At 76.0% G+C, this 23335-nt stretch carries 24 protein-coding genes; 12 read left to right on the top strand and 12 right to left on the bottom strand.

Going from position 1 to position 23335, the window contains the following annotated elements:
- The first annotated feature begins 18 nt into the window (after window positions 1–18).
- Window positions 19–792 carry an SDR family NAD(P)-dependent oxidoreductase gene (locus tag FN207_RS05175; RefSeq protein WP_142457294.1) on the top strand — a complete coding sequence of 258 codons (774 nt, stop codon included), beginning with the start codon at window positions 19–21 and terminating at the stop codon, window positions 790–792.
- Window positions 789–1058, top strand: coding sequence for a hypothetical protein (locus FN207_RS05170; protein ID WP_142457293.1), 270 nt, complete (start codon window positions 789–791; stop codon window positions 1056–1058). The genes FN207_RS05175 and FN207_RS05170 overlap by 4 nt, the downstream gene beginning before the upstream one ends.
- 61 nt (window positions 1059–1119) lie before the next feature.
- On the opposite strand, the gene FN207_RS05165 is transcribed toward FN207_RS05170, so the two are convergent.
- From FN207_RS05165 to FN207_RS05155, 3 genes are all read right to left on the bottom strand, one after another.
- Window positions 1120–3510: a SpoIIE family protein phosphatase gene (locus FN207_RS05165; protein ID WP_246065794.1), complete on the bottom strand. Its 2391-nt coding sequence runs from the start codon at window positions 3508–3510 to the stop codon at window positions 1120–1122.
- Window positions 3507–4124: a biliverdin-producing heme oxygenase gene (locus FN207_RS05160; protein ID WP_246065793.1), complete on the bottom strand. Its 618-nt coding sequence runs from the start codon at window positions 4122–4124 to the stop codon at window positions 3507–3509. Before FN207_RS05160 ends, FN207_RS05165 begins: the two co-directional genes overlap by 4 nt.
- A 95-nt stretch (window positions 4125–4219) precedes the next feature.
- On the bottom strand, window positions 4220–4777 hold the full coding sequence (locus tag FN207_RS05155; protein ID WP_142457291.1) for a TetR/AcrR family transcriptional regulator: 558 nt from the start codon (window positions 4775–4777) through the stop codon (window positions 4220–4222).
- Between the two features lie 84 nt (window positions 4778–4861).
- Between FN207_RS05155 and FN207_RS05150 the strand changes: the two genes are divergently transcribed.
- The gene (locus FN207_RS05150; protein WP_142457290.1) at window positions 4862–5329 is read left to right on the top strand and encodes a DUF2867 domain-containing protein; all 468 of its coding nucleotides are present in this window, start codon (window positions 4862–4864) and stop codon (window positions 5327–5329) included.
- Window positions 5330–5332: 3 nt separating this feature from the next.
- On the opposite strand, the gene FN207_RS05145 is transcribed toward FN207_RS05150, so the two are convergent.
- Window positions 5333–6445: a helix-turn-helix domain-containing protein gene (locus FN207_RS05145; RefSeq protein WP_185938198.1), complete on the bottom strand. Its 1113-nt coding sequence runs from the start codon at window positions 6443–6445 to the stop codon at window positions 5333–5335.
- A 105-nt stretch (window positions 6446–6550) separates the two neighbouring features.
- Between FN207_RS05145 and FN207_RS05140 the strand changes: the two genes are divergently transcribed.
- From FN207_RS05140 to FN207_RS05130, 3 genes are all read left to right on the top strand, one after another.
- Window positions 6551–7480, top strand: coding sequence for a proline dehydrogenase family protein (locus FN207_RS05140; RefSeq protein ID WP_142457288.1), 930 nt, complete (start codon window positions 6551–6553; stop codon window positions 7478–7480).
- 53 nt (window positions 7481–7533) lie between these two features.
- Window positions 7534–9159: an L-glutamate gamma-semialdehyde dehydrogenase gene (pruA, locus tag FN207_RS05135; protein WP_142457287.1), complete on the top strand. Its 1626-nt coding sequence runs from the start codon at window positions 7534–7536 to the stop codon at window positions 9157–9159.
- A 186-nt stretch (window positions 9160–9345) separates the two neighbouring features.
- Window positions 9346–11649: an FHA domain-containing protein gene (locus FN207_RS05130; RefSeq protein WP_221888058.1), complete on the top strand. Its 2304-nt coding sequence runs from the start codon at window positions 9346–9348 to the stop codon at window positions 11647–11649.
- An 18-nt stretch (window positions 11650–11667) separates the two neighbouring features.
- Here FN207_RS05130 and FN207_RS05125 read toward each other — a convergent pair whose 3' ends face one another.
- A complete protein-coding gene (locus FN207_RS05125) occupies window positions 11668–12186 on the bottom strand; it encodes a DUF488 domain-containing protein (protein WP_142457286.1) in 519 nt (172 codons plus the stop codon).
- Between the two features lie 78 nt (window positions 12187–12264).
- Here FN207_RS05125 and FN207_RS05120 point away from each other — a divergent pair, with 78 nt between their 5' ends.
- Window positions 12265–13419: an MFS transporter gene (locus FN207_RS05120; RefSeq protein ID WP_142457285.1), complete on the top strand. Its 1155-nt coding sequence runs from the start codon at window positions 12265–12267 to the stop codon at window positions 13417–13419.
- A 4-nt stretch (window positions 13420–13423) separates the two neighbouring features.
- On the opposite strand, the gene FN207_RS05115 is transcribed toward FN207_RS05120, so the two are convergent.
- The gene (locus tag FN207_RS05115) at window positions 13424–13855 is read right to left on the bottom strand and encodes an Lrp/AsnC family transcriptional regulator (RefSeq protein WP_142457284.1); all 432 of its coding nucleotides are present in this window, start codon (window positions 13853–13855) and stop codon (window positions 13424–13426) included.
- A gap of 101 nt (window positions 13856–13956) precedes the next feature.
- Between FN207_RS05115 and FN207_RS05110 the strand changes: the two genes are divergently transcribed.
- The gene (locus FN207_RS05110) at window positions 13957–15018 is read left to right on the top strand and encodes an ornithine cyclodeaminase (RefSeq protein WP_246065792.1); all 1062 of its coding nucleotides are present in this window, start codon (window positions 13957–13959) and stop codon (window positions 15016–15018) included.
- Complete coding sequence (gene ctlX / locus FN207_RS05105) at window positions 15015–15965, top strand: citrulline utilization hydrolase CtlX (protein ID WP_142457283.1); 951 nt, start codon at window positions 15015–15017, stop codon at window positions 15963–15965. Before FN207_RS05110 ends, ctlX begins: the two co-directional genes overlap by 4 nt.
- Window positions 15966–15969: 4 nt before the next feature.
- On the opposite strand, the gene FN207_RS05100 is transcribed toward ctlX, so the two are convergent.
- From FN207_RS05100 to FN207_RS26860, 5 genes are all read right to left on the bottom strand, one after another.
- Complete coding sequence (locus tag FN207_RS05100; RefSeq protein WP_142457282.1) at window positions 15970–16317, bottom strand: hypothetical protein; 348 nt, start codon at window positions 16315–16317, stop codon at window positions 15970–15972.
- A gap of 34 nt (window positions 16318–16351) precedes the next feature.
- Window positions 16352–17170 (bottom strand): ABC-2 transporter permease, encoded by an 819-nt coding sequence (locus FN207_RS05095; RefSeq protein WP_246065791.1) that lies wholly within the window; start codon window positions 17168–17170, stop codon window positions 16352–16354.
- On the bottom strand, window positions 17167–18087 hold the full coding sequence (locus FN207_RS05090; protein WP_110906083.1) for an ABC transporter ATP-binding protein: 921 nt from the start codon (window positions 18085–18087) through the stop codon (window positions 17167–17169). The genes FN207_RS05095 and FN207_RS05090 overlap by 4 nt, the downstream gene beginning before the upstream one ends.
- Before the next feature lie 140 nt (window positions 18088–18227).
- Window positions 18228–19304: an NAD(P)-binding domain-containing protein gene (locus FN207_RS05085; protein ID WP_142457281.1), complete on the bottom strand. Its 1077-nt coding sequence runs from the start codon at window positions 19302–19304 to the stop codon at window positions 18228–18230.
- A 28-nt stretch (window positions 19305–19332) separates the two neighbouring features.
- Window positions 19333–19680, bottom strand: coding sequence for a hypothetical protein (locus tag FN207_RS26860; RefSeq protein WP_142457280.1), 348 nt, complete (start codon window positions 19678–19680; stop codon window positions 19333–19335).
- Window positions 19681–19795: 115 nt separating this feature from the next.
- Here FN207_RS26860 and FN207_RS05075 point away from each other — a divergent pair, with 115 nt between their 5' ends.
- From FN207_RS05075 to FN207_RS05065, 3 genes are read left to right on the top strand one after another with little or no spacing between them, the layout of a single operon-like run.
- Window positions 19796–20935, top strand: a complete 1140-nt coding sequence (locus tag FN207_RS05075) for a zinc-dependent alcohol dehydrogenase (protein WP_246065900.1) — start codon at window positions 19796–19798, stop codon at window positions 20933–20935.
- 12 nt (window positions 20936–20947) lie between these two features.
- Window positions 20948–21529, top strand: a complete 582-nt coding sequence (locus tag FN207_RS05070; protein ID WP_142457278.1) for a hypothetical protein — start codon at window positions 20948–20950, stop codon at window positions 21527–21529.
- A gap of 36 nt (window positions 21530–21565) precedes the next feature.
- Window positions 21566–22648, top strand: coding sequence for a DUF2855 family protein (locus tag FN207_RS05065; protein ID WP_142457277.1), 1083 nt, complete (start codon window positions 21566–21568; stop codon window positions 22646–22648).
- A gap of 12 nt (window positions 22649–22660) precedes the next feature.
- Here FN207_RS05065 and FN207_RS05060 read toward each other — a convergent pair whose 3' ends face one another.
- The gene (locus tag FN207_RS05060) at window positions 22661–23329 is read right to left on the bottom strand and encodes a VIT1/CCC1 transporter family protein (protein WP_142457276.1); all 669 of its coding nucleotides are present in this window, start codon (window positions 23327–23329) and stop codon (window positions 22661–22663) included.
- Window positions 23330–23335 lie beyond the last annotated feature (6 nt).

The following is a 23335-nucleotide window of genomic DNA, read 5'->3' as shown; positions in this document are numbered from 1 at the left end:
CGGAGGACGGAGGAACGGGTGGCAGGGGAGCTCAAGGGCCGCGTGGCGCTGGTCACCGGCGGGGCCAGCGGGCTGGGCCGGGCGACGTGCGTGTCGCTGGCCGAGGCCGGGGCGCACGTCGTCGTCGCGGACATCGACGCCGACGGCAGCGAGCGCACCCGCGCGCTGGTCGCCGACGCCGGGGGCAGCGCCGACGTCGTCGCGCTCGACGTGACCGACGACGCCAGCCGCCGGGCGGTGGTGGCCCAGCTCTTCGAGCAGCACGGCGACGCCTTCGACGTCCTGGTCAACGTGGCCGGCATCGACCGGCCGGGCTACGTCACCGACATCGACCTCGACGACTACCGCCGCGTCATGGCGGTCAACTGCGAGGGGCCCGTCTTCCTGACCAGCGAGTTCATGAAGCGGGTCCAGCACCTGCCCGAGGGCCGCAGCGCCGACGTCGTGCACATCGTGTCGCTGTCGGCGATCACCTCCGGCAGCGGCGCGATCGCCTACAACGGCTCCAAGGCCGGCTTCCTCAACGCCACCCGCTGCATCCAGCGCGAGCTCCGGGAGAAGGCCGTGAAGCAGGCCGACGGCAGCGAGCGGCCCTTCCCGTGCCGGGTGCAGGCCGTCATCCCGGCCGCCATGGACACCCCGATGATGGAGCAGTGGGGCATCCCCGGGCACCTGATGATGCCGCCCTCGGCGGTGGCCGACACCGTGCGCACGCTGCTGCTGCTCCACCCGGCGGCGTTCGTGCCGGAGATGCAGATCGTGCCGCGCCTCGAGCCCAACTTCCCGCGATGACCGATCCCGACCTCCCCGACAGCGGCCTCCCCGACAGTGGCATGGCCTCGGGCTCGGACGCCGGCCAGCCGGGCGAGCACCTCGGCGATGGCGAGCTGCGCCCGGACGAGGAGCGCCTGCTCGCCGAGCTCGAGCGCGGTGTCGACGACCCCTCGCCCGACGCCTCGGACGCCGAGGTGCGGGCGGCCGAGGACGACGCCCCGCTGCCCGACGACGGCGGCGCGCAGGACGACGGCCTCGAGGCGGAGTTCTCCGACCCGGAGTAGCCGGTGCACTTCCGCGGATCTGCACGGTGCAGATCCGCGGAAGTGCACGGTCAGGGGCCGCTCAGCCGACCAGGCGGACGGCGACCAGCGCGACGTCGTCCTCGCCGCCGTCGGGGACCATCCGGGCGAGCACCTCGTCGCACACCTCGCCGACCGGCCGGTCGCGCAACTCGGCGAGGGCCTGCCCCAGCCGGGCGACGCCGTCGTCGAAACCCTCGGCGCGGCGCTCGACCAGGCCGTCGGTGTAGAGCAGGACGGTCGAGCCGCGCCCGAGCACCACCTCGGCGTCGGCGCGGACCGCCTCGGGGCTCACACCCAGCAGCAGGCCGGGCCGCCCGCCGGTGAGCGCGGTGCTGCTCCCGTCGGGTTCGACGACCAGCGGCGGCAGGTGGCCGGCGCTGGCCCAGCGCAGGCGGCTGACCCCGGCCGCGCGCTCGTCGTCGGTCTGCTCCAGCCGGCCGACCAGCACGGTGGCCATGGCGCCCAGGCGCAGCCCGTCGATCGCCGCGTCGAGCCGGGTGAGCACCTGCGCGGGACTCTGGCCGCTGTCGTAGGCGATCCCGCGCAGCAGCCCGCGCAGCTGCGCCATGCACGCGGCGGCCTGCACGTCGTGGCCGACGACGTCGCCGATGACCAGCATCGTGGAGCCGTCGGGCTGGACGAAGACGTCGTACCAGTCGCCGCCGACCTGGGCCTCCCGGGTGGCGGGCACGTAGCGCACCGCCATCTCCAGGGAGTCCGGCTGCGGCGGCTCGGACAGCAGGCTGCGCTGCAGGGTCTCCGCGGCGCGCACGATGCTGCGGGAGCGGGCGTAGAGCGCCTCGAGCAGGTTGCCGCGCAGCTGCAGCACCTCGGCGCGCTCCTGCTCCGTCCACGGCAGCGAGCGGTCGCGGACGGTCTCCCGCCAGCGGTCGAAGCTCTTGCGCGGGCTGAGCCGGACGTCGTCGCCCTCGCGCTCGGCCAGCGCCTTGTTGTGCGGGTCGCCGCCCCAGTCGACGTGCCGCACGGCCTCGCGCCGGTGCCACAGCACGTGCTGGCCGTCGGGCAGCGGGAGCACCAGCACGCCGCAGGCGACGTCGACCGGGATGCCGAGCTCCGGCGCCGCGCGCTGCAGGGCGTCGGTGGCCACGACCTCGCCGCCGCGCGCGACGGCCCAGGCGACCAGCCGCTCGACGACGTCGGCCGGCAGCGCGGTGCCCCGGGTGCCGGTGCTGCCCTGCAGGCAGACGGTGACGCCGTCGGCGGGCAGGACGTCGAGCAGGCTGGTGGTGCCGAGCAGCGTGTCGGCCAGCGGGCGGTCCTCGTCGAGGGTGGCCGCGGTCAGCCAGGCCAGGGTGGAGCGGACCTGCAGCGCCCGGTGCACCTCGTCCTCGGCGGTGCGGTCGACCAGCCGCAGCGACAGCGTCGAGCCGAGGAACTCCGCGGCGGCCCGGGTGGCGTAGGGCGGCTGGTGCGGCCCGGCGTAGTGGTGGCAGGCGATGAGGCCCCACAGCCGGTCGCCCTGCAGCAGTGAGATCGACATCGAGGCGCGCACGCCCATGTTCTGCAGGTACTCGACGTGGATGGGCGACACGCTGCGCAGCGTCGAGTACGTCAGGTCCAGCGGGCGGCCGGTGGCCGGGTGCGCGACCGGCTGCAGGCGGCTGGGGACGTAGTCGACGTCGCTGATCAGCCGGATCCAGTTCTTCTCGTACAGCGCCCGCGCCTGGGCCGGGATGTCGGAGGCGGGGTAGTGCAGGCCGAGGAAGGAGTTGAGGTGCTCCGCCTTCGCCTCGGCCACGACCTCGCCGTTGTAGTCGGCGTCGTAGCGGTAGACCATCACCCGGTCGAAGCCGGTGAGGCCGCGGACCGCGCGGGCGGTGATGTCGTAGAGGTCCTGCAGGGACGAGGCCCGGTTGAGCTCGGTGACCGTGCCGCGCACCGCCTGGTAGGTGTTCGGGAAGGAGAACGGCCGCGGCCCCCGCGCCGGCTCCAGCTCGACGACGAGGTTGGTCAGCGGGGCGTCGAGGTCGGTCGGCTGCCCGTGCTCGTCGCGGCCGCCGGAGAGCACGGCGCGGTGCAGGATCGCGTCGACCGGCACCGGGTCGCCGTCGACGTCGAGGGTGATCTCCACCGGGTTGCGCTCGCGGAGGTCGCCGAAGGCGCTGGCCGAGCGGACGACGGCCCCGGTCTGGGCCACCCCGAGCACGTCGGCCAGCGGCCGGCCGAGCGCGTCGGACCAGACGACGCCGGTCAGCCCGCCGAGGTTCTCCGAGGCCTGCACGACGACGAGGTCGGGCTCGCTGACGGCCAGCAGGACGCCGCGCGGCTGGATGCTGCCCGGGACGTGGATCGGCTCGCGGGCGCAGTTGTCGAGCGAGACCGGCTCACCGGGGGACAGCCACGCGACATCTGCCCCGGCGGTGTCTGCCCCGGTGGTGTCGGCGCCGGAGGTGGCGTCGACGTCGGTCACGCGGGAGCCTCCTGCGCCCGGGCGGCCGGGACGCACCACTCGGCGAGGACGGCGAAGGTCTGGCGGGCGGCGTCGACCACCCGCCGGGCGTCACCGCCGGCCTCGACGTGCGCCCGGGTGAACCGGCGGAACGCTGCCCACATGGCGCCGGTGTCCTCGCCGTAGGGGCTGAACGCGCGCACCCGCGGGCCGCCGGCGAGCCCGGGCAGGCCGGCGAGGTGGCGGTCGATGAAGGTGCCGCCGAGGGTCGAGCCCTCCAGGACGTAGAGCCGGCCCAGCGCCTCGTCGGTGCCGTCGACGGCGGGGAGGTCCGGCCGGTCGTCGACGGCGGCGCCGCCGAGGGCGGCCAGGTCGGCGGCGTACAGGCCGCTGCGGCGGCGGCGGGTCCAGTCGAGGGCGGCGGCGTCGGCGCGGTGCCGCGCGGCCCAGTCGTCGAGCCCGGCCTCGGCCGCGGCCCAGAAGGCGTGCAGCCGGCCGAGGACGCCGGCCAGGCGGTCGCGGTCCAGGGTGGGGTCCATCAGGTCGAGGTGGGCCTCGACCTGCTCGTGCTCTGCGGCGGTGGCCGTGCGGAGGTCCCGGAGGACGTCGCCGGCGCCGCCCGCGTCTCGAGGCAACGCCTCTCCTCCCGCAGCCATCAGCTCCCCGAGGGTAGGTCACCCGGGGGACGGCGTCGCGGCAGACGGGTGCATCGGGCAACGGTCCCGGCCGGTCAGGGGGACGGCGGGAACAGCAGGTTGGCGGCGCGGGCGAGGACCTGGGCCCGGGTGCGGTCGCCGTGGCCGGTGGTGAGGAGGTGCTCGCCGATGGCCAGGCAGAAGGCGAGCAGGCTGCGGGCCTCGACCTCGTCGGGGTCGGCGCTCAGCGTGCCGAGCAGCTCGCGCAGCAGCCCCATCCGCCGCTCGTCGACCCGGCGCAGCCGCTCGGCCACCGCCGGGTCGCGCCGGGCCCACTCGCGGACGGCGAGGTCGAGGGGCAGCAGGCGGTCGCTGGAGAAGGTGAGCACGCCGGCGCGCGTGAGCCGGGTCCGGGCATCGCCGCCCTCGCGCTCGACGCGGGCGAGCACCTCGTCGGTCGCCTCCCGCTCCCAGGTGTCGAGCATCGCCCCGAGCAGCGCGTCGCGGTCGGCGAAGGACCCGTAGAACCCGCCCTTGGTGACGCCGAGGTCCTTGGCCAGCGCCTCGACGCGGACCGCGTCGGGCCCGCCGGCGGCGAGCGCGCGCAGGCCCTGCTCGATCCACGCCTCGCGCGTCGTCCGGATCCTGGCCACGGGACCTCCTGCCGTCTGTACGCCACCGTATGCAACCGCTAGCCTCGTCTGTACGGGACCGTATACGAGGCGGGAGACAGTGCCGTGGACGTCCTCAGCAGTGCCGGGGTGGTGCGCGGGGTCCCCGCGTCCCTCCTGGCGGGCAGCGCCCTGCCCTCCATCGACTACGCCGACCGGCTCGACCTGGCCACCGACGTGCGGGCGACACCCGAGCGGTGGGCCCGGGCGATGTTCGGCGACGTCCCGAGCGCGGCCGAGGTCCTCATCTGGCGCGGCCTGCTCGGGTTCCGGCTCACCTCCGGGCGCGCGCCGGACACGGTGGGCGGGTGGCGGGTCGGCGCGCGCACCGCGGACGCCGTCCGGCTGGAGACCGCCGGGCCGTCGCTGCGCGCCGAGATGCACGTCGAGACCGGGCCGGGCCGCGTGTCGTGGACGACGTGCCTGCACCACGCGGGCGTGCGCGGCCGCGTCGTGTGGCCGCCGGCGTCGGCCGTCCACCGCCGGCTGGTGCCCCGGGTGCTGCGCGACGCCGAGCGCCGGCTGCGCGCCTGAGGGTCAGGGCAGCCGGGCGCGGCGCAGCGAGGCGTGCACCAGCAGCCGGGTGTCGCCGTCGGCGAGGTCGAGGCCGGTGAGCGCGGTGATCCGGCCGAGCCGGTAGTACAGCGTCTGCCGGTGGATCGACAGCGCGGCCGACGTCCGGGCCACGCTGCCGGCGGCGTCGAGGTAGGCCTCGGCGGTGGCGGCCATGACCGGGTCCGCGAGCAGCGGCGCGACCGCCGGGTCGGGCGCGGGCAGGGCCGCGGCGGTGCGCCAGCCGCCGAGCTCGCTCCACCGGGCCACCGGCGCGAGCCCCGGCGCCACGGCCGCGACCCGCGCCGCGGTGTGCGCCTGCGCCCAGCGCGCGGCCAGGCCGGCGGGGCCGGCGGCCGGCTCGGACACCCCGGCGGAGGCGCCCGGCAGCCGGGCGAGCGCGGCCGACGCGGTGGTCGCGGCCGGGCGCAGGTCGCCGGGGCGGGCCAGCCGCACGAGGACGGCGACGGCGGGGTCCCCGTCGTCCACCACCGCCGCGGCCGGGGGGAGCCGCCACCCCTCGGGCAGGCCGCCGGCCGGCGGGCGCAGCGCCACCAGCGCCAGCGGCGTGTCCTCGCCGAGGCGGGCGGCCAGGGTGCGCGCCGCCCGCTCGCGTGCGCCACCGGTCCCGGTCAGCGCCGCGGCGAGAGCGTCACCCACCTCGCCGTCGTCGTCCCGGCCGGCCAGCAGCCGGCCGGCGCGCGCGGCCAGGTCGACCGCGGCGGCCAGCGCCGGGTCGGCGTCGTCGCCGGGGTCGGTGCGGCCGCCGTCGAGCAGCCAGAGGTAGCCGAGGGTGCGGCCGCCGGACCGGACCGGCAGGAGCAGGCGGGTGAGGATCCCGGCGGCGGGGTCGGCGGGCGTGCGCACCGGACGCTCCGCTCGGGCGATGCCGAGGTCCTCGAACCAGCGGCGGGTGGCGGGGGTGGAGCCGCGGCCCAGGATCGAGCGGGTGCGGACGGCGTCCATCGCGGTCTCGCCGTCGTCGAGCGGGTGGGCGGCGAAGGCGAGGAGGGTGAAGTCGACGTCCTCGAGCGTGGCCGGGGCCCCGAGCAGCCGGGCGACCTCGTCCACCACGTCCTGCAGGTCGTCGCGCACCATACGACTGTATGAGAGCGGTCCCCGGGAGTCCGTACGTCCGTCGGTGGTGGGCCGGGCCGCACGCTCCTAGCGTCTGAGGTCACGGACGACGACGGAGGTGGGCCGGTGCTCTCCACGAAGACCCTGCTGCTCGGGGCGTCCCGCCGTCCCGCGTTGCGCCGCGCGCTCGTGGGCACCCCGGTCACCCGCAGGGTGGTCGAGCGGTTCGTGGCCGGCGAGACGCTGGCCGAGGCGCTCCCCGTCGTCGAGCGGCTGACCGGCGAGGGCATCGCGGTCACCCTCGACCACCTCGGCGAGGACGTGACCGACCCCGGCGAGGCCCGCGCCTCCCGCGACGCCTACCTGGCCCTGCTCGAGGCGCTCGCGCCGCTGGACCTCGGCCCGCGCGCGGAGGTGTCGGTCAAGCTGTCGGCCTTCGGGCAGGCGCTGCCGGGCGGGGAGGACCTGTCGCTGGAGCTGGTCCGGCCGGTGGTCGAGTGCGCCACGCGGATCGGCACCACGGTCACCCTCGACATGGAGGACTCCTCGACCGTCGACGCCACGCTCGCCGTCCTCGCCGAGCTGCGCCGCGACCACCCGCGGACCGGTGCGGTCCTGCAGGCCGCCCTGCGCCGCACCGAGGACGACGTCGCCGCCCTGGCCACGCCCGGCTCCCGGGTGCGGCTGGTCAAGGGCGCCTACGACGAGCCGCCGTCGGTGGCCCACCAGGGCCGCCGCGACGTCGACGCCGCCTACGCCCGCTGCCTCGGCGTGCTCATGCGCGGGCCCGGGTACCCGATGGTGGGCAGCCACGACCCGGCGATGATCGCGCTGGCCGAGCGGCTGGCCGCCGAGTACGGGCGCACGGCCGACTCGTGGGAGGTGCAGATGCTGCACGGCATCCGCCTCGACGAGCAGCGCCGCCTGGCCGCGGCCGGCACCCGCGTGCGGGCCTACGTCCCGTACGGCGTCGACTGGTACGGCTACTTCGTCCGCCGGCTGGCCGAGCGCCCGGCCAACCTGCGCTTCTTCCTCCGCGCCCTCGTCTCCCGCTGACCCCGTCCCCGGCGGAAATGGCCATTTCTGCCGCACCTGTCTGGAGGACCCCCATGGACGGCACCACCCGCGTCCCCCCGCCGAGCAACGAGCCGGTGCTCACCTACGCACCCGGGTCGCCGGAGCGCGCCGCGCTCGAGACCCGCCTCGCCGAGCTGGCCGCGGAGCCGCTCGAGCTGACCGTGACCATCGGCGACAAGCAGCGGATGGCCGGCGGCGAGCGGTTCGACGTCGTCCAGCCGCACCGGCACGCCGCCGTCCTCGGCACCGCCGCGAACGCGACCCACGCCGACGCCGAGGAGGCCGTGGCCGCCGCCAAGGCCGCCGCGCCCGAGTGGCGGGACCTCTCCTTCGACGACCGCGCCGCGGTGTTCCTCAAGGCGGCCGAGCTGCTGGCCGGGCCGTGGCGGCAGACGCTCAACGCCGCCACGATGCTCGGGCAGTCGAAGACCGCCCACCAGGCCGAGATCGACTCCGCGTGCGAGCTCGTGGACTTCTGGCGCTGGAACGTGCACTTCGCCCGCGAGGTCCTGTCCGCCCAGCCGGAGTCCGCGCCGGGCGTGTGGAACCGCAGCGACCACCGCCCGCTCGAGGGCTTCGTCTACGCCGTCACGCCGTTCAACTTCACCGCGATCGCCGGCAACCTGCCCACCGCGCCGACGCTCATGGGCAACACCGTGGTGTGGAAGCCCGCGCCCACCCAGCAGTTCGCCGCGCACTTCCTCATGCGGCTGCTCGAGGAGGCCGGGCTGCCCCCGGGCGTCATCACCATGGTCACCGGCGACGGGATCGCCGTCTCCGAGGTCGCGCTGGCCGACCGCGACCTCGCCGGCATCCACTTCACCGGGTCGACGGCGGTGTTCCAGCACCTGTGGCGCACGGTGGGGGAGAACATCGCGAACTACCGCGGCTACCCGCGGATCGTCGGCGAGACCGGCGGCAAGGACTTCGTCGTCGCCCACCCCTCGGCCGACGTCGACGTGCTGCGCACCGCGCTCGTCCGCGGCGCGTTCGAGTACCAGGGCCAGAAGTGCTCGGCGGCCTCGCGCGCCTACGTGCCGCGGTCGGTGTGGACCCGGCTGCGCGACGACCTCGTCGGCGTCACCGAGTCGCTGCCGATGGGCGACGTCACCGACTTCGGCAACTTCATGGGCGCGGTGATCGACCGGAAGAGCTTCTCCCGGCTCTCCGGCGTCATCGACCGCGTGGACGACGACCCGGCGCTGTCGATCGTGGCGGGCGGGCAGAAGGACGACTCCGAGGGCTTCTTCGTCCGCCCGACGGTCATCGAGGGCACCGACCCCGGCCACGAGGTCTTCACCACCGAGTACTTCGGGCCGGTGCTGGCGGTGCACGTCTACGACGACGCCGACTACGACACCGTGCTCACCCAGATGGAGTCGGCGGCGCCCTACGCGCTCACCGGCGCGGTCATCGCCCAGGACCGCGCTGCGGTCGCGCACGCGCAGCGCGTCCTCCGCTTCGCGGCCGGCAACTTCTACGTCAACGACAAGCCCACCGGCGCCGTCGTCGGCCAGCAGCCCTTCGGCGGCGGGCGAGCCTCGGGCACCAACGACAAGGCCGGCGCCGCGCAGAACCTGCAGCGCTGGACGTCGACCCGCTCGATCAAGGAGACGTTCGACCCGCCGACGGACCACCGCTACCCGCACATGGGCTGACCGCCGGCCGCGGTGCCCCTGCGGACCCGTCCCGGGGCACAGCGTGACGGCGTGCAGGCCGGGGGGACCGGCGCCCTGCGGGCCGTTGACGGGGAGCGGGACCGGCGCGGACCGTGCCGGGCGGTCCCGCCCTGCGCGCGCGGGACACCAGGCCCGACCCGACGCCGCCAGCGAGGAGTCCCGGTCATGCCCGACGGACCTCCGGACGGCGCGGCCCTGCGGCTGTCCGTCGACGGCCGGGCGTGGACCTTCGACGGGTCCCGGCCGGTGGTGGTCGGCCGGGACCCGCAGTGCGACGTCCAGTTGGCCGATCCGCAGGTCAGCCGGGTGCACCTGGCGCTGCGACGCGAGGGGCGGGCCTGGCTGCTGCGGGACCTCGGGAGCAGCAACGGCACCGTCGTCGACGGGACGGCGCTCCCGGAGGGGACCGTCGAGCGGCCCCTGGAGCCCGGACCGCAGCACCGGGTGCGGGTGGGCGGGGACGACGGCCCGGAACTGCTGGTCCACTACGCGCCCGCTCCGGACCCGCGAGCGGCGCCGGCCGTTCCCCCCGCCGGCCGCCGGGAGGTCGTCATCGGCCGCGACGCCGGCTGCGACCTCGTCCTCGCCGCGGACCCCATGGTGTCGCGGCGCCACGCCGCGATCGACGTCCCCCGGCCCGGCACCGCGTTCCTCCGGGACCTGGGCAGCTCCAACGGCACGTACCTCAACGGCGCGCGCGTGACCGGGGCGGCGCCCCTGCGTGCCGGGGACGCGATCGGTGTCGGCAGCACGACGGTCACCTGGGACGGCCGCGCGGCGGCCCTGCCCGCAGCGCGCACCGCGACCTTCAGCGCCCGGCACCTCGCCGTGGCCACCCGGAACGGCAAGCGCCTGCTGGACGACGTGTCGTTCACCGTCCGCGCCGGCCAGCTCGTGGCGGTGATCGGTCCCTCCGGTGCCGGCAAGTCCACGCTGCTGGGCGCGCTCACCGGCCTGCGCCCGGCCGGCATGGGGCGCGTGACGTGGGACGGCCGGGACCTCTACGCGGAGTACGACCACCTGCGCCACCTGATCGGCCTCGTGCCGCAGGACGACGTGCTGCACCGGCAGCTCACCGTCCGGCGGGCGCTCGGGTTCGCCGCGCGCCTCCGGCTGCCGCAGGACACCAGCGCCGCCGACCGGGACGAGCGCGTGCGCCGGGTCCTCGCCGAGGTCGGGCTGTCGGGGCAGATCGACCAGCGGATCGACTCGCTCTCGGGCGGTCAGCGCAAGCGCACGTCGATCGCGCTGGAGCTGCTCACCGCGCCGCAGCTGCTCTTCCTCGACGAGCCCACCTCCGGGCTGGACCCCGGGCTCGACCGGCAGGTCATGGAGGGGCTGCGGGTCCTCGCCGACGCCGGCCGGGTGGTCCTCGTCGTCACCCACAGTGTGCTCGCCCTCGACCAGTGCGACCGCGTGCTGCTGCTCGCCGCCGGCGGCCGGGTCGCCTTCTTCGGCCCGCCGGAGAAGCTGCTGTCCTTCTTCGGGGTGCCCGACCACGCGGCGGTGTTCCGGGCGCTCGACGACCCCGGGTGGGTCGACCGCTTCGCGGGGTCGACGCTGCGCCGGGACTACGTCGGCTCGACGTCCCAGGCGAGCCCGATGCCGCCGCCGGCCGGCGACGCCCCCGCGCCGATGCGCCCGGCACCGGTGCGACAGCTGGTCACCCTGGTCCGGCGCAACCTCGCCGTCGTGGCCGCCGACCGGCTGTTCCTCGCCCTGCTGGTCGGCATGCCGGTGCTCCTCGCGGTCATGGCGCACGCCTTCCCGGGCGAGGCCGGGCTCTCGGTGCGCGCGGCCGCCGGGGACCCCGCCGAGGCGCAGCAGCGGATCATCGTGCTGGTCGTGGGGGCGGCGCTGATGGGCGCCGCGCTCGCCGTCCGGGAGTTCGTCGCGGAGCGGCCGATCTACCGCCGCGAGCACGCCGTCGGTCTCTCGCCCGCCGCGTACCTGGCGAGCAAGGTCGTCGTCGTCGGCGGGGCGGTCGCGCTCCAGTCGGTGGCGTTCACGCTCCTGGCTCTCGCCGGGCTGCCGGGGCCCGACGACCCGCGGGTGCTGCCCTGGGGACGGGTCGAGATCGCCGTCGCGGCGGCGGCGGTGGGCGTGACGATGGCGATCGCCGCGCTGGCCGTCTCGGCCCTGGCGACCTCCACCGACCAGACCATGCCGGCGCTGGTCGCCCTCGTGATGGGGCAGCTGGTGTTCTGCGGCGGCCTGTTCCCGGTGGCCGGCCGGGCCGGCCTGGAACAGTTCGCCTGGGTGCTGCCGGCCCGGGCCGGCTACGCCGCGATGGCGTCCACGTCCCAGCTGCAGCCGCTGTCCGGGCCGCAGCCCGACCCGTTGTTCACCCCCACCGCGGCGCGCTGGGCGCTCGACCTCGGGGTGCTCGCCGCCCAGGCGACGGTGCTCCTGCTCCTGACCGCCTGGGCGCTGGCCCGCTCGGTGGCGCGCTCGTCCGGACCGCGCTGACCGGCCCGGTCGCTCCGGTCACGGCCAGCGGAGGAGGCCGTCCTCGCCGAGGACGGCGCCCTCCGACGGGCGGTGCGACGCCAGCCGGCCGTCGGGCATCAGGTGGGAGACCGGCACGCCCCGGGCGAGGACGGCGACGTCGGCGATCAGCCGCCGGTGGCAGCGCCACCACACGCTCTCGCTGCACATGACGGCGACCGGAGCCGTGGCCGCCTCGGCGAGCACCTCGTCGAGCGCCGCGGCGAACGCCGGCGTCCGGGTGTGCGCGGCGTAGGCGGCGAACTGGGCGACGGTCCACCAGCCGTCGGTCACCGGCTTCCCCGGCGGCAGCCGGCGCCGGCCGCCGAGCCGCTCCTCCCACCGGTAGCCGATGCCGGCGTCGGGCAGCCAGCCGGCGAGCGCCTCGCGGCGGACGTCGGGGTTGCTGCGGCTGCCCGGGAAGCGGCGGACGTCGACCACCCGCTGCACGCCGGCGCCGCGCAGCCGGGCCGCCAGCGCGGTCCGGTCGTCGGGCCCGTGGCCCACGGTGAGCAGCACGGGCACCCCCTACCCACGCGCCGCGGGGGCCGGGTCATGCTGGGCGGCCGGGCGGGACCGCCCGCGGAGGGGAGTGGTGTGACCAGGGGGACGACGGCGCCGCGGGGCTCGCTGTGGCGGCTGCCGGCGATGCGCGCGCTGGTGGGCGCGACCGGGCTCGGCTTCGCGGGCTACTGCCTGACGCTGGCCTCGCTCCCGGCGTACGCGGTCGCCCACGGCGCCTCGGCCGACACCGCGGGCGTCATCACCGCCGTGTTCCTGCTGGTCACCGTCGCCGGCCAGTCGGTCGTGCCGGCGCTGACCGCCCGGTTCGGCCTGGGGCCGGTGCTCGCCGGGGGCCTGCTCGCCCTCGGCGCGCCGTCCCCGCTGTACGTCCTCGGCGACGGCGTGGTGTGGCTGTCGGCGGTCTCGGCGGTGCGCGGCGCGGGCTTCGCGGTGCTGACCGTCCTCGGCGCGGTGCTCGCCGCGCAGGTGGCCCCGCCGGAGCGCCGCGGGGAGTCGATCGGCCTCTACGGACTGGCGATCGCCGTCCCCAACCTGCTGGCCGTGCCCGCCGGCGTCGCCCTGGTCCTCGACGGGCACGCCGGGTGGCTCGCGTGGCTGGCGGCCGCGCCTGTGCTGGCCGTGCCGCTGGTGCCGCGGCTGGCGCGCTCCGTGCACTGGGAGGGCGGGGCCGGGGGGTCCTCCCGCGCGGCGGTGCGGGCCGCGCTGGCACCGTCGGCGGTCCTGCTGCTGGTCACCCTCGCCGGCGGCGGCCTCATGACGTTCCTGCCGATCGAGCGCCCCGACGGCGTGCTCGCCACCGCCGCCCTGCTCCTGTTCGGCGTCACCGGCGCGCTCACCCGCTGGCGGGCCGGCCTGCTCGCCGACTCACTCGGCACCCGGCGGCTCATGCCGGCCGCGCTGGCCGTCGGAGCGGTCGGGCTGGCCGCCGTCGCGCTGGGCCTGGGCACCGCCGACGCCGTCGTGCTCGCCGGTGCGGCCGTCTTCGGCGCCGGCTACGGCGCGGTGCAGAACCTGACGCTGGTCACCGCCTTCGCCCGCGCCGGGGAGGGCGGGTCGACGGCGGCCAGCGCGATGTGGAACGCCTCGTTCGACACGGGCACCGCCATCGGCGCGCTGGTGCTCGGTCTGGTCGCGGCCGGCGTCGGCCTCCCGTGGACGCTCGTGCTCGTCGCCGGCCTGCTGCTCGCCGGACTGCCGGTGGCGCGGGTGGCGACGCGGCCGGCCTGAGCGCTCAGCGCAGGACGGAGGTCAGCAGCAGGCTCGTCTGGCTGTTGATCACCCCGGGCACCGACCGGATCCGGTTGAGCAGCCGGTCGAACTCGACGAGGTCGGTCGTGCGGTGCTCGGCGACGAGGTCCCAGGCCCCGTTGGTCGAGTGCATCGACTCGATCTCCGGGAAGCCGCGCAGCCGCCGGATGACGTCGTCGGTGGAGCGGCCCTCGACCTCGATGAGCGACACCGCCCGCACGCCGCCGGCCGCCGACTCGTCGCGCACCCGCGCGGTGAAACCGACGATGACGTCGTCGGCCACCAGCCGGTCGAGGTGGCTGGTCACCGTGGCCCGGGTGACCCCCAGGCGGCGGGCCAGCTCGGCCATCGGGGCGCGGCCGTCCTCGCGCAGGGCCGCGAGCAGCCGGCGGTCGAGGTCGCTGAGGTCGAGCATGCGCAGAAGGTACAGGTGATCTTCGCAAGGTGGTGGCCCTCTGAACACAACGCGCGCTGTTCGCTCATTGTGTGTGCAGATCGCCCAGCCATAGCGTTCCGGTGAGCCGAGAGGGGGCTGCCGCCATGACGCTGTTCGTCGACGTGCGCAACATGGTCCGCTGGACCGCCGAGACCGGTCCCGAGCGGATCATCGCCGGGATGTCCGGGTACATCGAGGACGACTTCCGCCGCTGGGAGTCCTTCGACAAGATCGCCCGGGTGGGCAGCCACACGCCCTTCGGCGTCATCGAGCTGATGCCCACCAGCGACGGCGAGACCTACGCCTTCAAGTACGTCAACGGGCACCCGAGCAACCCGGCCCGCGGCTTCCAGACGGTGAGCGCCTTCGGTGCCCTCGCCGACGTCCACAACGGCTACCCGGTGTTCCTCGCCGAGATGACGCTGCTGACCGCGCTGCGCACCGCGGCCACCTCGGCCATGGTCGCCCGCCTCCTCGCCCGGCCCGACTCCCGGCGCCTCGCGCTCATCGGCGCCGGCAGCCAGTCGGAGTTCCAGGCGCTCGGCATGCGCGCGGCCCTCGGCATCCGCGAGGTCTCCGTCTGGGACACCGACCCCGCGGCGATGGTCAAGCTGGCCCGCAACCTCGAGCCGCTGGGCTTCGACGTGCACGTGGCCGCGTCCGGGCGCGAGGCGGTGCGCGGCGCCGACGTCGTCACCACCTGCACCGCCGACAAGGCCCGCGCCACCGTGCTGTCGGCCGACTGGATCGAGCCGGGGATGCACGTCAACGCGATCGGCGGCGACTGCCCCGGCAAGACCGAGCTCGACCCCACGATCCTGCTGCGCGACGACGTCGAGGTCTTCGTCGAGTTCCCGCCGCAGACCCGCATCGAGGGCGAGATCCAGGCGATGCCGGCCGACTTCCCGGTCACCGAGCTCTGGGAGGTCGTCACCGGGCGCACGCCCGGCCGCACCTCGCCGTCGCAGGTCACCGTCTTCGACTCGGTCGGCTTCGCGATCGAGGACCTCTCGGCGCTGCGCTACGTGCGCGACGCCGTCCGCGGCACCCCGTGGGTCGACGACATCGACCTCGTGGCGGAGCCGGAGGACCCCAAGGACCTCTTCGGCATGGTCTCGGCGCTGTCCCCGATCGGTTCGTGACGGCGGCGTCGCTGCCCGGCCAGGCGCCCGCGGCCGTCGTCCTGGTGCGGCCGCACGCCTTCCGACCCAACCCGCTCACGCTCGCCGACAACGCCTTCCAGGCGGCGGTGGTGGGGGAGGACCCCGCCGTCCTGGCGCGGCGCGCGCACGACGAGGTCACCGCCCTGGCCGAGGCGCTCACCGGCGTCGGCGTGCGGGTGCACCTGTTCGACGACCCCGAGCCCGACCGGCCCGACAGCGTCTTCCCGAACAACTGGCTGTCCACCCACGCCGACGGCCGGGTGGCGCTGTTCCCGATGTACGCGGCCAACCGCCGGCGGGAGCGGCGCGGCGACGTCGTCGAGTTCCTCAAGGCCGCCTACCGCGTGCACGAGGTGGTCGACCTCTCCGGCCTCGAGCACGACGGCGTCTTCCTCGAGGGCACCGGCGCGATGGTGCTCGACCACGTGGCGCGGGTGGCCTACGTCGCCCGCTCGCGGCGGGTGGACCCCGTGGCGCTGGACCGCTTCTGCCGCGGCTTCGGCTACGAGGCGGTCGTCTTCGACGCCGTCGACGCGTCCGGGCGGCCGGTCTACCACACCAACGTGCTGCTCAGCGTGGCCGGCGACTACGCCCTGGCCAGCCTGGACCTGCTGCCCTCGGCCGCCGACCGCGAGCGGCTGGCGGCGCGGCTGGCCGAGGGCGGGCGCACCGTCGTGCCGCTCACCGCCGCCCAGGTGGGCGAGTTCGCCGGCAACGCCATCGAGGTGCAGGGCAGCGACGGTCCGGTGCTGGCGCTCTCCGCCCGCGCGGCGGCGAGCCTGCGGCCCGACCAGCGCCGGGTGGTCGAGGCCTCCGCCCGGCTGCTGCCGGTGGCGGTGCCGACCGTGGAGCTGGCCGGCGGCTCGGTGCGCTGCATGATCGCCGGGGTGCACCTCGAGCCCCGGACCGCGCCGGTCCCCGCCTGAGCCCTCAGCCCGCGATGCGGTCGGCGGCCGCCTTCAGCGAGCGCAGCAGGAGCAGCTCCTCGGCCGAACGGCGCAGCCAGACCCGCAGCGCGGCCGGGTCGTCGCGGGCGGCGTCGCGGACGGTGCCGAGGTTCAGCTGCCGGGTGTTGGCCTGCGCCCGCTGGGCCGGCGGCAGCGCCCGGGCCTCGCTGCGCGCCCGCGAGGTGAGCGCGGCGCCGACGTAGACGAGGTCGCGCACCTCGTCCACGCCGGCGAGGACGGCGTCGGCACCGGGGCCGTCGCCGTCCTCGAGTCGGGCCAGCAGCTGGTCGGCGCGCTCGCGGCCGAGGGCGGTGGGGTCGGGGGAGCTCACCCCTCCACTGTGCCTGGTGCCGGCCGGCCGGTGCTCACGCGTCCCGGCGGGAGAAGGTCACCGCCGCGACGGCGAGGACGACGGCGACCTCGGCGGCGAAGACGGCGAACCCGGGCCACGGGTCGAGCAGCAGCGGGTTGAACGACTCCGGCATGGCGATCCGCGACCCGGCGTTGCCCGGCATCAGCTTGGTCAGCCACTCGCCGAGGGAGCCCGGCAGCAGCATCACCAGGTTGCCGACCAGGAACACCAGCGCTAGCACCACCGAGACCGCCGCCGCGGTGGAGCGCAGCAGCAGGCCGACGGCCATCGCCAGCAGCCCGAGCCCGGCCATGTACAGGCCGCTGCCGAGGAGCGAGCGCAGCATCCCGTCGTCGCCGAGGGAGATGCCGATGCCCTCCGCCGAGAGGAACGCGTTGCCGCCCAGCCAGCCGAGGAACGCCGTGACGACGCCGGCCACGAACAGCGTGCCGCTGAGCACCAGCGCCTTGGCGGCCAGCACCGTGCCGCGGCGCGGTGTGGCGGCCAGCGTCGCGCGGATCATCCCGGTGCCGTACTCGGCGGTGACGGTCAGCGCACCGAGCACCACGGCGGTCACCTGCGCGAACAGCAGTCCCCAGGTGATGAACGCCCCGATCGGCTCGCTCTCCTGGCCGCCGGCCAGCTCCGGCGCCACCAGCGCGCACACCAGCGTGGTCAGCCCGGCGCCGAGCGCCACCATCGCGGCCACCGACCAGCCGGTGGAGCGCACCGTCCAGAGCTTGATCCACTCCGCGTGCAGCGCGCGGGGGAGGCCGGCGCCGCCGGGAGGGGCGGCTGCGGTGCGCGGCGGGGTCAGGGTCTGAGCGGTCACCGGGTCACCTCGGCGGGACGGGCGGCGGCGAACTCGACGCTGCCGGCGGTCAGGGTCATGAAGGCGTCCTCGAGGGACGAGCGGACGAGGCCGAGCTCGTGCAGCACGAGGCCCGCGCCGGCGGCGAGCTCACCGGTGGCGGCGGCGTCGACGCCCTGCACGCGCAGCTCGTCGCCCTCGCGGGTGACGTCGGCGCCGGAGCGCCGCAGCAGCTCGGCGAGCTCGCCCGGCTGCGGGGTGCGCACGCGCACGTACGAGGCGGCGTGCTCGGCGATGAAGTCGGCGGTCGGGAGGTCGGCGAGGACCCGGCCGCGGCCGATGACGACGAGGTGGTCGGCGGTCAGCGCCATCTCGGCCATGAGGTGGCTGGAGACGAGCACCGTGCGGCCCTCGGCGGCGAGGTCGCGGGCCAGGGTGCGCACCCAGCGGATGCCCTCGGGGTCCAGGCCGTTGACCGGCTCGTCGAGGACGACGACCGGCGGGTCGCCGAGCAGGGCGGCGGCGATGCCCAGCCGCTGGCCCATGCCGAGGGAGAACCGGCCGACCCGCTGGCCGGCCACCGCCTCCAGGCCGACCAGGCCGAGCACCTCGTCGACGCGGGACGCGGGGATGCCGTTGGACGCGGCCATCCAGCGCAGGTGCGCCCAGGCGGTGCGGCCCGGGTGCAGCGCGCGCGCCTCGAGCAGGGCACCGACCGCGCGCAGCGGAGCGGGACAGTCGAGATAGCGGATGCCGTCGACGGTGACCGAGCCCTCGGTGGGCCGGTCGAGGCCGATGATCATCCGCATCGTCGTCGACTTGCCGGCGCCGTTGGGGCCGAGGAAGCCGGTGACCCGGCCGGGCCGGACGGTGAAGGAGACGCGGTCGACGGCGACCCGTTCGCCGTAGCGCTTGGTGAGGACGCTGGCGACGATCACCGGGTCACCGCCGGGGCGGGGGAGGGCGAGGAGGTCATGGCGGGAAGCGTCCCGGCGCGGCCGTGCACGCCGCATCGGGCGATCCCCCCACCGGACCCTGAACCGTCCCCCACGACCGGCCGGGGTGGGACCCGGGGAGGTCAGGCGGTCCGGGCGAGGTCGGCGCCGAGCTCCCGGCGCAGCGCCACCGCCGCGCTGCGCCCGGCCCGGGTGGCGCCGATGGTGCTCGCGCTGGGCCCGTAGCCGACCAGCTGCAGGCGCGGCTCGTCGACGGCGGTGGTGCCGTCCACCGGGATGACGCCGTCGCGGGTGCGCAGCCGCAGCGGGGCGAGGTGGCCGACGGCGGCGCGGAAGCCGGTGGCCCACAGGATCACGTCGGCCCGCACCGTCCGGCCGTCGTCCCAGGCCACGCCGTCGGGGGTGAGCCGGTCGAACACCGGCAGCCGGGTGAGGACGCCGTCGTCGAGGGCCCGGCGCACCCACGGGGTCACCACCAGGCCGGTCACGCCGACGACGCTGCCGGGCATCCGGCCGGCGCGGACGGCGGCCTCGACCCGCGCCACCGCCTCCCGGCCCTGCTGCTCGCCGAAGGGGCCCTCGCGCCACACCGGTGGACGGCGGGTCACCCAGGTGGTGCGCGCGACCGGGGCGATCTCGCCGAGCAGCTGCACCGCCGAGGCGCCGCCGCCGACGACCACCACCGACAGCCCGGCGAGCTCCGCCGCGCCGCGGTAGCCGACGGTGTGCAGCTGCCGGCCGCGGAAGGCCTCCTGACCGGGGTAGTGCGGCACGAACGGCCGGGTCCAGGTGCCGGTGGCGTTGACGACGCCGCGGGCCCGCCACACCCCCGCGGAGGACTCGACGAGGAACCGGCCGTCGCCGTCGCGGCGGACCGCGGACACCCGCACCGGCCGCTGCACCGACAGGCCGAAGCGCCGCTCGTACTCGGCGAAGTACGCCGGCACCGCCTCGGCGGCGGGCAGCTCCTCCGACGCCGGCGTGAAGGGCAGGCCGGGCAGCTCGTGCACCCGGTGCGTCGTCGCGAGGGTGAGCGAGGGCCAGCGGTGCTGCCAGGCCCCGCCCGGCGCGGCGTCTCCGTCGAGGACGACGGAGCCGCTGCCGGGCGCGAACCCCTGGCGGGCCAGGTGGTATGCGGCGGACAGGCCGGCCTGGCCCGCACCGATCACCACGACGTCGACGTCCCGCGGGCTGCTCACACCCGCGGAACGCCGACGGGAGGGTCCGCTATGCCGGGGTGAGCCGCGCCAGCTCCGGGCCGGTGAGCGGCACCGACGCCGGGTCGTATCCGAACCGGACGACGACGGCGCCGGGGCGGGCCTCGACCAGCCACGCGGTGCGCGGCTCGCCGTCGGCGGGCGTGTAGGTCCAGCGGTCGGCGAGCAGGGCCAGCCCGCGGGTGCGCAGGAAGGACACCGCCTCCTCGCGGGTGCCGACGGTCCGCAGCGGGGCGCCGAACACGGCGTGCGCCGTCCACCGGCCGTCGTCGGTGACGGCATCCCCGGCCGAGACGTGACCGACGAGCTCGCCGTCCTCCGGACGGTGCACCGGCTCGAGCACGGGGGACGTGGTCATGCGCCCGACGCTACGGACGGGGTCGAGCGGTTTCCCGGCTCCCGCGCGCGGGCACTGCTGCGGCGCCGGTGAGCAGCGCCCGGCAGGACCAGGAGAAGGGGATCCCGTGCGCGCGATGGTCTACCGGGGCCCGTACAAGGTGCGGGTCGAGGACAAGGACATCCCGGCGATCGAGCACCCGAACGACGCGATCGTCCGGGTGACGCTGGCCGCCATCTGCGGCTCAGACCTGCACCTGTACCACGGGCTCATGCCGGACACCCGGATCGGACACACGTTCGGCCACGAGTTCATCGGCGTCGTCGAGCGGGTCGGCCCCTCGGTGCAGAACCTGCAGGTCGGCGACCGGGTGATGGTGCCGTTCAACATCTTCTGCGGGTCCTGCTGGTTCTGCGCCCGCGGCCTGTACTCCAACTGCCACAACGTCAACCCGAACGCGACGGCGGTCGGCGGCATCTACGGCTACTCGCACACCACCGGTGGCTACGACGGCGGCCAGTCGCAGTACGTCCGCGTCCCGTGCGCCGACGTCGGCCCGGCGAAGATCCCCGACTGGATGCACGACGAGGACGCCGTCGTCCTCACCGACGCCGCCGCCACCGGCTACTTCGGCGCCCAGCTCGGCGAGATCGCCGAGGGGGACACGGTCGTGGTGCTCGGCGCCGGGCCGGTCGGCCTGGTCGCGGCGCAGTCCTCGTGGCTGATGGGCGCCGGCCGGGTGATCGTCGTCGACCACCTGCAGGAGCGGCTGGAGAAGGCGCGGACCATGGCCCACGCCGAGACGATCGACTACGACGAGTACGACGACGTCGTCGTCGAGATGAAGAAGCAGACCGACTACCTGGGCGCGGACGTCGTCATCGAGGCGGTGGGCGCGGAGGCCGACGGCAACTTCCTGCAGCAGGTGACCGGCACCAAGCTGAAGGTGCAGGGCGGGTCGCCGGTCGCGCTCAACTGGGCCATCGACGGCGTCCGCAAGGGCGGCACCGTCTCGGTGGTGGGCGCCTACGGGCCGATCCCCAACGCGGTGAAGTTCGGCGACGCCATGAACAAGGGCCTCACCCTGCGGATGAACCAGACGCCGGTGAAGCGGCAGTGGCCGCGGATGTTCGAGCACGTGCGCAACGGCCACCTGACCCCGCGCGAGGTGGTCACCCACCGCTTCCCGCTCGAGGACATCGCGGAGGCCTACCACGTGTTCTCCAGCAAGCTCGACGGCTGCATCAAGCCGCTGATCGTGCCCGACGCGGCCTGAGGGAGAGCCACGATGACCCAGTCGGACATCCCGAGCGCGTACGTCCGGGACAAGCGCACGCCACCGCCGAGCCGGGAGGAGCTCCGCGCCCGCATCCCCGGCTGGGGCGCCGACCTCGACCCGGCCGACCGGCCGTCGTACCCGCGGCTGCAGTACCCGTCCGACACCGGCGCCCACTGGGACTTCCCGGAGCGCCAGCCGGGCGGCGAGGGCCGCGAGCACTCGATCGAGCACGCCTTCGTCACGCCGGTGTTCGGCACCGCCCAGCCGCTGAGCGGCCTGTCCGGGGCGATCCGGCGGTTGGCCTACGCCCGCTTCAGCGAGGGCCGGCTGGCGCACTGGGTGCTGCTGGTGGTCGGCGACCGGGTGGACGCGTGGGAGCACCACCTGCGGTCCTTCGCCTCCGGCCGGCCCGACGTGCCGGCCACCGGGCTGAGGACGGAGTTCACCCGCGGCGGGGTGCGGTCGCGGCGCGGGCGCTCCGACGTCCGGCACCAGCTCCTCGACCCGGTGGTCGTCCTGGGGCCGTGGGTCGCCGGCGTCGGCGGTGCGGTCCTCGGCGTGCGGAGGCTGGTGCGCGCCGTCCGCGGCTGAGCCCGTGCGCACGTCCCCGGCACTACCGTCCGGGCCATGAGCGACCCGACGCCGCCGGGCTGGACCCTCCAGGTGGCGCGCGACGACCTGTCCCGGACGCGCCGTCGGGCGCTGGAGCTCGCCCCGCTGCAGCCGGGTGAGGCGCTGCTGCGCGTGGAGCGGGTCGGGCTGACCGCCAACAACGTGACCTACGCCGTGCTCGGGGACTCCTTCCGCTACTGGGAGTTCTTCCCCGCCCCGCCCGGGTGGGGCACGGTGCCGGTCTGGGGTTTCGCCGAGGTCGTCGCGTCGGAGGCCGACGGTGTCGGCGTCGGGGCCCGCCTGTACGGCTATCTGCCGACCGCGTCGCACCTGCGGGTGCGGCCGGGACGCGTGGACGAGCGGGGGTTCCGCGACGCGAGCCCGCACCGGGCGACGCTGCCCTCGCCGTACAACGCCTACGCGTTGACCGGCGCCGACCCCGCGTACGACGCCGCGCAGGAGGACCTGCAGGTGCTCTTCCGCCCGCTGTACTGGACGTCGTTCATGCTGGTCGACTGGCTGGTCGACAACGACCTCCTGGGGGCGCGGAGCGTCGTGCTGTCCTCGGCGTCGAGCAAGACGGCCTACGGCGCCGCGTTCGGCCTGCACCGCCAGGGGATCGAGGTGGTCGGGCTGACGTCGCCGCGCAACACCGCGTTCGTCCGCGGCCTGGGCTGCTACGACCGGGTGCTGACCTACGCCGAGGTCGACCGGCTGCCGCTCGACCGCCCCGCCCTCTACGCCGACCTCGCCGGCTCACCCGAGCTGACCGCCGCGCTGCGGGCGCACCTGGGGGACCGACTCGTGCACGAGGTCGTCGTGGGCGTCACGAACCAGGAGGCGGCGGTCGCGGGGACGCTGGCCGACACCGGGCCGGCGATGTTCTTCGCCCCCGACCAGATGCGCAAGCGCATCGGGGACTGGGGCCGGCCGGGTCTGGACCGGCGCTTCGCCGAGTCGTGGCGCGCGTTCGCGCCGGTGGCCGCCACCTGGGTCGACGTCGTCGAGGGGGCGGGACCGGAGGCGCTGGAGCGGGTCTGGCGGGAGGTGCAGGCCGGGACCGCCGACCCGCGCGCCGGCCACGTCGTCGTGCTCTGACGGCGCGGGGGATCACCCCAGCAGCGAGCCCCCGACGAACGTCACCAGCATCGTGAGCAGGCCGATGGAGACGGTGCGGAGCACGGTGCGGGCGACGCTCGTCCCGCTGACCGAGGCGATCGCCAGCGCGGTGAGGGACAGCGCCGCGACGACCGCCACGACCGTGACGACGCTGCGCCACGCCGGCGCGGCCAGCAGGACCACCAGCAGGGGGACGCCGGCCCCGAGCGCGAACCCCAGCCCCGCCACCACGGCGACGGTCCACGGGGCGGGCGGGTGGTCGCGGGTGGACAGGCCGTACTCGGCCTCGGCGTGGGCGGCCAGGGCGTCCCCCGCGCTGAGCTCGGCGGCGACGGCGCGGGCGAGCTGCGGGGACAGGCCCCTGTCCCGGTAGAGCCCGGCCAGCTCGGTCTCCTCCTCGGCCGGCGCGAGGTCGATCCGGCGGCGCTCGGCCTCGAGGACCGCCTGCCGGGCGTCGCGCTCGTCGGCCGTCTCGGCGTACCGCATGCCGCCCAGGGCGAGCCCGCCCCCGGCCATGGCGGCCAGCGAGGCGACGAGCAGGATCCGGCTGCCCGCCCCCGCGCCGAGCAGCCCCTCGACGATGCCCGCCGAGGCGATGATCCCGTCGTTGGTGTCGACGACGTGCTCGCGGACCCGGGCGCGGTCGACCCGGGACCACATCCCGGA

The organism is Geodermatophilus aquaeductus (assembly GCF_900182545.1).
Classification (GTDB): Bacteria; Actinomycetota; Actinomycetes; order Mycobacteriales; family Geodermatophilaceae; genus Geodermatophilus; species Geodermatophilus aquaeductus.
Note: the sequence above shows the minus strand (reverse complement) of the source record. Positions and strands in the feature narration are given on the sequence as shown.

Bases quoted from the DNA above. Each gene is read 5' to 3' on its own strand.
- FN207_RS05170 (WP_142457293.1), top strand. From the start codon at position 789: ATGACCGATCCCGACCTCCCCGACAGCGGCCTCCCCGACAGTGGCATG.
- FN207_RS05145 (WP_185938198.1), bottom strand. From the start codon at position 6,445: ATGGTGCGCGACGACCTGCAGGACGTGGTGGACGAGGTCGCCCGGCTG.
- pruA (WP_142457287.1), top strand. From the start codon at position 7,534: ATGGACGGCACCACCCGCGTCCCCCCGCCGAGCAACGAGCCGGTGCTC.
- FN207_RS05130 (WP_221888058.1), top strand. From the start codon at position 9,346: ATGCCCGACGGACCTCCGGACGGCGCGGCCCTGCGGCTGTCCGTCGAC.
- FN207_RS05115 (WP_142457284.1), bottom strand. From the start codon at position 13,855: ATGCTCGACCTCAGCGACCTCGACCGCCGGCTGCTCGCGGCCCTGCGC.
- FN207_RS26860 (WP_142457280.1), bottom strand. From the start codon at position 19,680: ATGACCACGTCCCCCGTGCTCGAGCCGGTGCACCGTCCGGAGGACGGC.
- FN207_RS05075 (WP_246065900.1), top strand. From the start codon at position 19,796: ATGGTCTACCGGGGCCCGTACAAGGTGCGGGTCGAGGACAAGGACATC.
- FN207_RS05070 (WP_142457278.1), top strand. From the start codon at position 20,948: ATGACCCAGTCGGACATCCCGAGCGCGTACGTCCGGGACAAGCGCACG.
- FN207_RS05065 (WP_142457277.1), top strand. From the start codon at position 21,566: ATGAGCGACCCGACGCCGCCGGGCTGGACCCTCCAGGTGGCGCGCGAC.
- FN207_RS05060 (WP_142457276.1), bottom strand. From the start codon at position 23,329: ATGTGGTCCCGGGTCGACCGCGCCCGGGTCCGCGAGCACGTCGTCGAC.